Source organism: Nonomuraea rhizosphaerae (genome assembly GCF_019396405.1).
Taxonomy (GTDB): Bacteria; Actinomycetota; Actinomycetes; order Streptosporangiales; family Streptosporangiaceae; genus Nonomuraea; species Nonomuraea rhizosphaerae.
The window spans coordinates 1-9,776 of sequence record NZ_JAHKRL010000074.1 but is presented as its reverse complement, the minus strand read 5'-3'; the positions used below and the strand labels follow the sequence as shown (position 1 = coordinate 9,776).

At 68.3% G+C, this 9,776-nt stretch carries 6 protein-coding genes and 1 pseudogene; 3 read left to right on the top strand and 4 right to left on the bottom strand.

Going from position 1 to position 9,776, the window contains the following annotated elements:
• The 4 genes and pseudogenes from KME77_RS03475 to KME77_RS03460 form a co-directional block, all read right to left on the bottom strand.
• Positions 1 to 279 (bottom strand): annotated as a pseudogene (locus tag KME77_RS03475) (NADH-quinone oxidoreductase subunit NuoF family protein); the annotation flags it as partial.
• A gap of 181 nt (positions 280 to 460) precedes the next feature.
• On the bottom strand, positions 461 to 1,159 hold the full coding sequence (locus KME77_RS03470; RefSeq protein ID WP_219461857.1) for a hypothetical protein: 699 nt from the start codon (positions 1,157 to 1,159) through the stop codon (positions 461 to 463).
• A gap of 134 nt (positions 1,160 to 1,293) precedes the next feature.
• Positions 1,294 to 2,775 carry a DUF1996 domain-containing protein gene (locus KME77_RS03465; RefSeq protein WP_246609111.1) on the bottom strand — a complete coding sequence of 494 codons (1,482 nt, stop codon included), beginning with the start codon at positions 2,773 to 2,775 and terminating at the stop codon, positions 1,294 to 1,296.
• Complete coding sequence (locus KME77_RS03460; RefSeq protein WP_219461855.1) at positions 2,775 to 3,419, bottom strand: DUF4142 domain-containing protein; 645 nt, start codon at positions 3,417 to 3,419, stop codon at positions 2,775 to 2,777. Before KME77_RS03460 ends, KME77_RS03465 begins: the two co-directional genes overlap by 1 nt.
• Before the next feature lie 108 nt (positions 3,420 to 3,527).
• Here KME77_RS03460 and KME77_RS03455 point away from each other — a divergent pair, with 108 nt between their 5' ends.
• The 3 genes from KME77_RS03455 (at position 3,528) to KME77_RS03445 (ending at position 9,721) form a co-directional block, all read left to right on the top strand.
• Positions 3,528 to 4,082, top strand: coding sequence for a sigma-70 family RNA polymerase sigma factor (locus tag KME77_RS03455; protein WP_246609110.1), 555 nt, complete (start codon positions 3,528 to 3,530; stop codon positions 4,080 to 4,082).
• Positions 4,082 to 4,282, top strand: coding sequence for a zf-HC2 domain-containing protein (locus KME77_RS03450; RefSeq protein WP_219461852.1), 201 nt, complete (start codon positions 4,082 to 4,084; stop codon positions 4,280 to 4,282). Before KME77_RS03455 ends, KME77_RS03450 begins: the two co-directional genes overlap by 1 nt.
• Positions 4,283 to 4,852: 570 nt before the next feature.
• On the top strand, positions 4,853 to 9,721 hold the full coding sequence (locus KME77_RS03445) for an NAD-glutamate dehydrogenase (protein WP_219461850.1): 4,869 nt from the start codon (positions 4,853 to 4,855) through the stop codon (positions 9,719 to 9,721).
• Positions 9,722 to 9,776 lie beyond the last annotated feature (55 nt).

The window sequence follows — 9,776 nt, the reverse complement described above, 5'->3', positions numbered from 1 at the left end:
GGCGCCCGAGACGGACGCCTCGGCCACCTCGCCGCCGGACCCGATCGCCACGACGACCTCGCGGGCGTGCAGGGCCTCGGCGGCGAGGACCGCGCCGTCCAGGACGAGGTGCGGGTTGCGGATGAGCATCATGGTGTCCTTGCAGCTGGCGGGCTCGCCTTCCGAGCCGTTCACCAGCACGACACTCTCGCGCGCCTTGGCGGCGTCGCGGACGGCGCGCATCTTGCGGCCGACCGGGAACGCCGCTCCGCCTCTGCCGCGCATGTCGACTTCGTTCACCTGTGCGATCAGGGTCTCGATATCACGCAGCACCGGCTCGCCGTGAAGCGTCCGGTGCGCCGGGAGATCGATCCTCCTGGTGTGGTCCAGCCCGGCGGTCAGACGGGCCGGACCCACGCGTAAAACGCGTGGGACCCGTTGCGGGATCACTACGAAGCCTCCTGGGCATTCCTGTGCGGTCTTATCCCGCTTGCCTGTACTTCCTGCGCGCGGCGTCCAAGCTCACCGGCGCGTTGACGTCGATCGGACGCTCGATCGGCGACCGGTCGACCTCGGGGGTCTTGACCCATTCAGGTGTGAGCTCCGGCCTCCGCATGGTGGCCATCACTCGCACGATCAGGGCTCCGCCCACCGCGGCCAGACAGACGATGTACGACCACGCGACCCACCAGGCCGGCGGGCGGCCCGCGGTCATTCCGTGAAGAATGCCCACGGGCCATGAAAGATACGCGCTCGCATGGAGAGTCCGCCAGATCCACGGCTTGGTGGTGATCGCGAAGCGCCCTCGCACGAAGCCCGAGACGATGACGAGCACGAACATGAGGAAGGCGCAAGCACCGAGGAAAACGGGGATCCCGGCCACCGGGGCGACGATCGCCGTGGGCGGGACGTGCCCCAGGGAGATCATGAGGGTGAGGTGCGTGATCAGGTAGGCCATCCCGATCATCGCGGTCGCCCGGTGTGCCAGTTGTGCCCTGACCCTGTTGGACGGGGACAGGAAGACGCGTTCGGTGGTGAGCAGGCCGAGCCCGACCGTCGCGCTCAGCAGCACCAGGGCGAACACGCCCGCGTAAAACTCGAGGAAGCCTACCCCGCGGCCGACCCAGCGCGCGCCGTCCTCAGTCATGGCCAGGGCGAACCCGGCCAGGATGAACAGCATGAGCGCCGAGCTGACCCCGAACCGGACCCATCTGGTGTCCAGCTTGGACGGCCTATGCCGGGGTTGTCTTCGATGGAACATCTATTCCCTCCGAAGGGTCGGTTGAGGGTGCGACTCGGGAGGGCCGAGCTACGTCAGCATCGCTGTCCGCGGTTGATGCAGTTCACTACGAACCTCATCAGGTTGTCCGGCATCACGTTGGCGAAGTCGGCGTGGTCGGTCACTGGGTTGTGCTTCTGCTCCGGGAAGGCGTCCACGGCGAAGGACGGTCCTTGCGGAACCGAGTACACGAGGGACATGCGCAGTGCCGGCACGGCCCGAGTTCCCTGCGGGCAGGCGCCACCCTGACCCGGGAACACGATGTGCGTACGGTGGTTCGCACTGTCGGTGTTCTGACCGTCCCAGCAGCTGGGGAAGTCCAGAATACGGACGACCTGGCTTCCGCGTGGGCAGAGCGGATATTTGTTATTAGTGATGCGGTTGGTGAAACCGGTACACGTCCACGCGGCGCGTGCGTTCGCGCCACCGTTGGTGGCCGCCTTGGCGTCACCGGTGATGACACGCAGGAACCTCGGCATCGCGACGACCCTGGAGGTGGCGTTGCCACGGAACTCCAGCGAGACCTGGCGGGCCTGAAGGACCGCGCCCACGTTGCCGTCGGCGTCTCCGCTGTTCGCGTCCGACTTGCGGTCGCGGAGCACGGGCCAGAAGTAGGTCGACTTGTCGCCGAACCTGCATGTCGTCCCCGCCGCCGCGAGGCTCTGGTCGGTCGAGAACCCGTCCGTGGACAGGTTGCCCACGTAGTCGTGGAGGTGGTGGGCGCCGTTGCTCACGCCGGGGGCGACGATGAAGTTGTCAGGGTTGTTGTGCTTGTTGCCGTTGGTCCCGCAGCGCGAGGTGAAGGTGCCCCGGGAGCCGTTGCGGCCGGCGCGGAAGTTGTCGAGCTGGCCGCGGCCGACCCGGCGGATGTCGATGAAGTCCTCGGGGAAGGGGCCGAGGTCGCCGCACTCCTCCTCGCCGCCGGTCGCGGTGGGGGAAGGCGTCGGCGTGGCGGTGGGCCGGTTCTGGTTGTTGTTGCCCCTGCGCCGAAGGTTGTTCTGGTTCTGGTTGTTGTTCTGCTGGTTGTTCTGGGCCTGGTCGTTGTTCTGCTGGTCGTTGTTCTGCTGACCCTGATCCTGCTGGCCCTGGTCCTGCTGCTGACCCTGGTCCTGGTTGTCCTGACCGGACGGGTCGGGGGTCGGCGCGGCGAGAAGGGCGCCGCCGCCCTGCTGCTGCTGGTCCTGCTGCTGGCCCTGGTCCTGGTTCTGCTGACCCTGGTCCTGCTGCTGCTGCTGGCCCTGATCCTGTTGCTGGCCCTGGTCCTGCTGCTGACCTTGGTCCTGGTTCTGCTGCTGGTCGTTGTTCTGCTGGCCCTGGTCCTGGTTGTTGTCCTGGTTGTCCGGAGCCTGCCGTTGCTGCTGAGACTGGCTCGGGCTCGCGCTCGCGCTCGCCTCGGCGGCCGGATCGCAATGGTCAGCGCGCGCTGGGCTGACGCCGATCACGGCGGCGGACACCAGGCCGCCCGCCATGACGGCCAGGGCCGACACGGCCGCGGCCGTGCGTCTGGATCTGCTCATCACTGTCTCCTCGTATCTGCCGCCGTGGTGGCGACGGGTGGAACAGGTGTGGGCGTGGGAGGTTCGGGAAGTTCGCCGTAGTCCACCAGGCCGGTGGCCTCGAGCAACGTCATGTGCTTCAGGACGACGGTGTTGGCCGTGTTGGCGAATTTCCGGATCTCGTCGTTACGAGTCCCCGCCCGCACGTTCGCCACGACGGCGAAGACCTTGCCGTGCGCGGCACGCAACAGGGCAGCGAAGTCCTTGTCGAAGGCTGATCCCTTCTCCGCGGACAGCTGGGCCATCCAGCTCTGCTGATCGGCGCTGGCGACGTCGGGAATCGGCACCTTGAGCTTGGCGGCGAGCGCGCGAGTCGCCGCGTCGAGCTTGGTGTGGTCCGAGACCATCTGCCTCCCGGCTTCCTTGACGCTCGGGGATTCGCCACGGGTCTGCGCCCATTGGCCAACGGGAATCTCCCAGAGGCCTGCCTGGCGTACCCTGACAAGCAGGTCGCGGTCCGCCGGCCCGATGGGGCCGGAGTCCATCTGCGTGTACTGAGTCGACCCCGCGAAGGTCCCAGTAGGCAGGACCAGCAGGATCGTGACCGTGGCGGCCACTGCGAAGCCACCGAACATGAGTAGTTCGCCGCGCAAAAGCCTGTGCATGATCGGAGGTACGCGGGCCTACCGGTACCGGTTCACTCATGGGTCGGAATAGTCAGAAATGACTGGAGTTATCGGAGTGACTACCGGAGTGATAACGAAGGTGTAAAGATGTGCCCCGTGCTAGGTCATCTCACCGGCAGGTTAGAGAGCGCCGACATCGACGCGGAACACCGGATCGCGGTGCTCTACCAGGAGTTCGGTGGCCCTCTGCTGCGCCACGTACGCAAGTCTACCGGGAACGATCTCCAATGGGCGGAAGACGTCGTCCAGGAGACGCTCGTCAGAGCTTGGCGTCACTCGGCAAGGCTGCAATGGGAGCCCAGCCTCATCTGGGCATGGCTGCTGACAGTGGCCCGACGCATCGTCATCGACGGACGGCGACGCAAGAGCGTCCGGCCCCATGAGGTCGAGCCGCCGGAAGTCGACATGCTGGCGGTGCCCGACAGCTCGGAGCGAGCCCTCTCGGCGATCGTGGTGGCGGAGGCTCTGCGCAGCCTCTCCGAAGAACACCGCGAAGTCATCGAGCAGACTTACCTCCGGGACCGTACGATAAGTGAAGCGGCGGAGATACTGGGGATACCGCCGGGCACGGTGAAGTCCCGTCTCTACTACGGGATCCGGGCGCTCCGTGTGCTTCTGCAGGACAAGGGGGTAGCCGGGTAATGCATGAAGGGGTGGCCGCCTACGTCCTCGGTGTCCTCGACGAAGAGGAAGTGGAGGAGTTCGAGCGCCACCTCGACACCTGCGCACGGTGCCAGGCCGAGCTGAAGGAGATGGCGGACATCCCGTCCCGGCTCGACGACCTGAAGCATTCAGCCGCTGCTTCCGAAGACGACCCCCCTCCGATGTCGATGTCGCGTTGACGTCTATCCCCTTTTCGGGTGATATCGGTACGGCAAGACGTACGCCTGGTCCCGTTGGCCGGGCGGCTTGGGGGAGGTGTTCGGTGGGCATCGACGGCGATGCGGCCGTGCCCCCTGACAGGCGGTTCGGTGAGGAGAGAAGGCTCTCCTACGGGGGCTACCACCGCCTGCCCGAGCAGGTCGACGTCCTGGAGACGATGACGCCCCAGGACTCCCTCGCGATCGGCCCCGCGCTGTCCTTCGCGCATCGCCACGGGCTGTCCCCCGCGAGTGGCTTCGAGCCCTCCCGGCTGCGCCGCAGACCCGGTGAGGCGATGCTGTGGGATGCTTGTCCCACCGCCCTCTCCCAGCGTGGCCTGCCGGTCTCCCACGATGAGACCGCCCTTCGGCGGCGGACCCGCCGCATGCGGATGGTCGAACGGCAGATCGGCGACAAATCGGGCACAAGAGGCTCGACAGACGCTTCCACCTGCGCGGTAGCACGCGCCCGTACTACTTCCCGTTGCCCGGGGAACCAAGAGCCTGGCCGTGATGGGCCAAGGCGAACCCTCACAAAGGAGTGAGAGCGAAATGCCGCTCGACGAGGCGAAGGATGAGCTGCTCCAGCGAGCCGCGCAACGGTGCGCGGTCGGCAGCGACCATGTGAGCCCCGAGGAAGCGCTGTCCTTCTTGCGCGTCTACTACCGGCACGTCGCGCCCGAGGATCTGCAGGACCGCAACCCCGTGGACGTGTACGGCCCGGCCATGTCGCAACGGCAGCTCGCCGAGGTGCGTCCCCAGGGCCGGCCGGTGGTGCGCGTGTACACGCCCACCCTGGACGAGAACGGCTGGGACCCCGGCCACTCCGTGGTGGAGATCGTCACCGACGACATGCCCTTCCTGGTCGACTCCGTGACGATGGAGCTGGCCAGGCACGACATCGGGACCTACCTGGTGGTGCACCCCCAGATGCGGGTCCGCCGTGACATGACGGGCAAGATGCTGCACCGCGGTCACGAGGACGTGACCGGCATGATGCTGGTCGAGTCGTGGATGCACTTCGAGATCGACCGGCAGTCCGACCCGGAGGCGCTCAGGGAGCTGGAGGCCGACCTCCAGCGGGTCCTGACCGACGTGCGGCACGCCGTCGAGGACTTCAGGAAGATGCGCGCGCAGGCCGTGCAGACGGCCGAGGACCTGTCGGCCAACCCGCCGCCGCTGGAGCCCGCCGAGGTCGAGGACAGCCTCGGCCTGCTGCGCTGGCTCGCCGACGGGCACTTCACGTTCCTCGGGTACCGCGAGTACCGCCTTGAGCGCACCGACGAGGGCGACGCGCTGCGCGCGGTGCCCGGCGCGGCGCTCGGCATCCTGCGCGACGACAAGATCGGCTCGGAGAGCTTCTCCGTGCTGCCTCCCGAGGTGCGGGCCAAGGCGCGCGAGAAGCACCTGCTGATCATCAGCAAGGCCAACTCCAAGGCGACCGTCCACCGGGCGGCCTACCTGGACTACATCGGGGTGAAGCTGTTCTCGCCACAGGGTGATGTGGTCGGCGAGCGCCGCTTCCTCGGCCTGTTCACGCACGTGGCCTACAACGAGTCGATCTCCCGCATCCCGGTGCTCCGGCGCAAGCTCGCCGACGTGCTCGAACGGGCCGGGCTGGCCGCCGACAGCCACGACGGCAAGGACCTGATCGAGATACTGGAGACGTTCCCGCGCGACGAGCTGTTCCAGACCTCGATCGACCAGCTCCAGCCGATCGCGCTCGGCGTGCTGCGGCTGCGCGAGCGCAAGCAGGTCAAGCTGTTCCTGCGCCGCGACGACTACGGCCGCTACTTCTCCTGCCTGATCTACCTGCCGCGCGACCGCTACACCACCCAGGTGCGCCTGAAGATGCAGGAGCTGCTGCTCAAGGCGCTGGGCGGTCGGACGCTCGACTACAGCGCGATGATCGGCGAGTCCGCGCTGGCCCGCCTCCAGGTGGTCATCCGCGGCGAGCGCGGCAAGCCGCTGCCCGAGCCGGCCGTCGACGTGGAGGAGCTGGAGCGGCGGCTGGCCGCGATCACCCGGTCGTGGGAGGACGACCTGGCCGCCGAGCTGGCGCGCATGACCTCCGAGGAGGAGGCCCCCGGCCTGACCAGGCGCTACCAGTCCGCCTTCCCCGAGGGGTACAAGGCCGACTTCCCGCCGAAAGTCGCGGTCGTGGACCTGCGCCGCCTCGAACAGCTCGTCGGCGCGCCCGCGGACGAGATCGGCATCAACCTGTACGAGCCCTACGACGCCGCCGAGGGGGAGCGGCGGCTGAAGATCTACAAGCTGGGCTCGCCCATCTCGCTGTCGAAGGCCCTGCCGCTGATTCAGCGGCTCGGCGTGGAGGTCGTGGACGAGCGGCCGTACGAGGTGGACAGGGACAACGACCCGGCCACCAAGAACGCCTGGATCTACGACTTCGGGCTGCGCTACACGCCCAACGACGAGGTCGACAGGAACGAGTTCAAGCAGCTCTTCCAGGACGGCCTGGTCGCCCTGTGGCAGGGCCGGGTGCAGGCCGACAACTTCAACTCGCTCATCCTGCGCGCCGGGCTGACCTGGGAGCAGGTCGAGATCCTGCGCGTCTACGCCAAGTACCTGCTCCAGGCGGGCGCCACCTTCTCCCAGCGGTACATGGAGCGCGTGCTGACCGGCAACGTGCGGCTGGCCCGGTTGCTGGTGCGGCTGTTCGAGGCCAGGCTCGACCCGCGCCGGGCCGAGGACGTGCGCGCCGACCTGGCCGAGGCGCTCACCGAGGAGATCCTGGGGGCGCTGGACGAGGTCGTCTCGCTGGACGAGGACCGGATCCTGCGGGCCTACCTGGAGGTCATCCAGGCGACGCTGCGGACCAACTACTTCCAGAGCGTGGACGGGCAGCGCAAGCCGTACATCTCGCTCAAGGTCGACCCGCAGGCGATCAGCGTGCTGCCGCTGCCGCGGCCGAGGTACGAGATCTTCGTGTACTCGCCGCGGGTCGAGGGCGTGCACCTGCGCTTCGGCAAGGTGGCCAGGGGCGGGCTGCGGTGGTCGGACCGGATGGAGGACTTCAGGACGGAGATCCTCGGCCTGGTCAAAGCCCAGATGGTGAAAAATACCGTTATCGTGCCCACTGGGTCCAAGGGCGGATTTGTCGTGAAACGTCCGCCTGCGGGTGGGCGTGAGGAACTGCTCGCCGAGGGCGTGGACTGCTACCGGATGTTCATCTCCGGCCTGCTCGACGTCACCGACAACCTGGTCGCCGGCAAGGTCGTGCCGCCGCCCGACGTGGTCAGGCACGACGGCGACGACACCTACCTTGTGGTCGCCGCCGACAAGGGCACCGCGACGTTCTCCGACATCGCCAACGGCGTGGCCAAGGACTACGGCTTCTGGCTCGGCGACGCCTTCGCCTCCGGCGGCTCGATCGGCTACGACCACAAGGCGATGGGCATCACCGCGCGCGGCGCCTGGGAGTCGGTCAAGTACCACTTCCGCACGATCGGCACCGACGTCCAGACCACCGACTTCACCGTGGCCGGCATCGGCGACATGTCGGGCGACGTGTTCGGCAACGGCATGCTGCTGTCGCAGCACATCCGCCTGGTGGCCGCCTTCGACCACCGCCACATCTTCGTCGACCCCGCCCCGGACGCCGCCCGTGGCTTCGCCGAGCGGCAACGTCTGTTCGACCTGCCGCGCAGCTCCTGGGCCGACTACGACATCAAGCTGATCTCGCCCGGCGGCGGCGTGTTCCCGCGTACCGCCAAGTCCGTCCAGATCACGCCGCAGATGCGCGAGGCGCTCGCCATCCCCGCCGCCATCTCCTCGATGGCGCCGAACGACCTGATCAGCGCCATCCTGCGGGCCCCCGTCGACCTGCTGTGGAACGGCGGCATCGGCACCTACGTCAAGGCGAGCGCCGAGTCCCACGCCGACGTCGGCGACAAGGCCAACGACTCGCTCCGGGTGAACGCGGACGAGCTGCGCTGCAAGGTCATCGGCGAGGGCGGCAACCTCGGCTTCACCCAGCTCGCCCGCATCGAGTTCGCGCGGGAGGGCGGCCTGGTCAACACCGACTTCATCGACAACTCGGCCGGGGTCGACACCTCCGACCACGAGGTGAACATCAAGATCCTGCTCGACCAGGTCGTCCGCGACGGCGAGCTGACCGACAAGCAGCGCAACCAGGTCTTCACCTCGATGACCGACGAGGTCGCCGACCTGGTCCTGCGCGACAATCACGCGCAGAACGTGGTCCTCGCCGCGACCCGCAGCCAGGCCGTCGAGATGCTCCACATCCACTCCCGCTACCTGCGGCGGCTGGAGCGCGACGGGCTGGTCAACCGGGAGCTGGAGTTCCTGCCCTCGGACAAGACGCTCGCCGAACGCCGCCAGGCCAGGCTGGGCCTGACCGCGCCGGAGTTCTCGGTGCTGCTGGCCTACACCAAGCTGGTGGCCGACGCCGAACTGCTCGGCTCCGACCTGCCCGACGACCCCGCACTGGCGCCGTGGCTGGTGTCGTACTTCCCGTCGGCGCTGCGCGAGCGCTTCCGGCCGTACATGGACAACCACCCGCTGCGCCGCGAGATCATCACCACCTGCGTGGTGAACGAGCTGGTCAACTCCATGGGCACCACGTTCATGTTCCGCTTCAGCGAGGAGACCGGCGCCTCGACGCCCGACACGGTGCGCGCCTACCTGGTCGCCCGCGAGGTGTTCGACCTGGCCAGCTTCCACCGCGCGGTGGAGGGCCTGGACAACAAGGTCGACACGGCGACGCAGATCGCCATGCTGCTGGAGGCCAGGAAGCTGGCCGAGCGCGGCGCCCGCTGGCTGCTGGGCAACCGGCGCCCGCCGCTCGACCTGGCCGGGTCGGTGAGCTTCTTCGTCAAGGGCGTGAACGGCCTGCTGGCCCACATGCCGAAGCTGCTGACCGGGCCCGACCTGGCGGCCTTCGAGGACCGCCGCGACTCCTTCGCGGCCCGCGGCGTGCCGATGGAGCTGGCCGAGCGGGTGGCCGCGATGGTGCCCGCGTACTCGACGTTCGACCTGGTGGAGGTGTCCTCGCTCACCGGCCGGCCGGTCAACGAGGTGGCCGAGGTGTACTTCGACCTCGCCGACCGCCTCCAGCTCGCCCGGCTGCGCGAGCGGGTGATCGCGCTGCCGCGCGACAGCCGCTGGAACTCGATGGCGCGCTCGGCGCTGCGCGACGATCTGTACGCGGCCCACGCGTCGCTGACCCGCGACGTGCTGGCCCACAGCACGCCAGGGCTGCCTCCGGAGGAGCGGCTGGCCCGCTGGACCGACGCGAACTCCGTGGCCGTCCACAGGGCCCGTCAGACGCTCTCGGAGATCTGGGAGAGCGACAACTTCGATCTGGCCACGCTGAGCGTCGCGCTGCGCGCCGTCCGCACGCTGGTGGCCTCCAGCAGCCTGCCGCGCACGGAGGGCTGATCACCCGGGCGACGCGCTGGCCACCGTGCCGCAGCCGGGGGACGGAGCCGTGCGG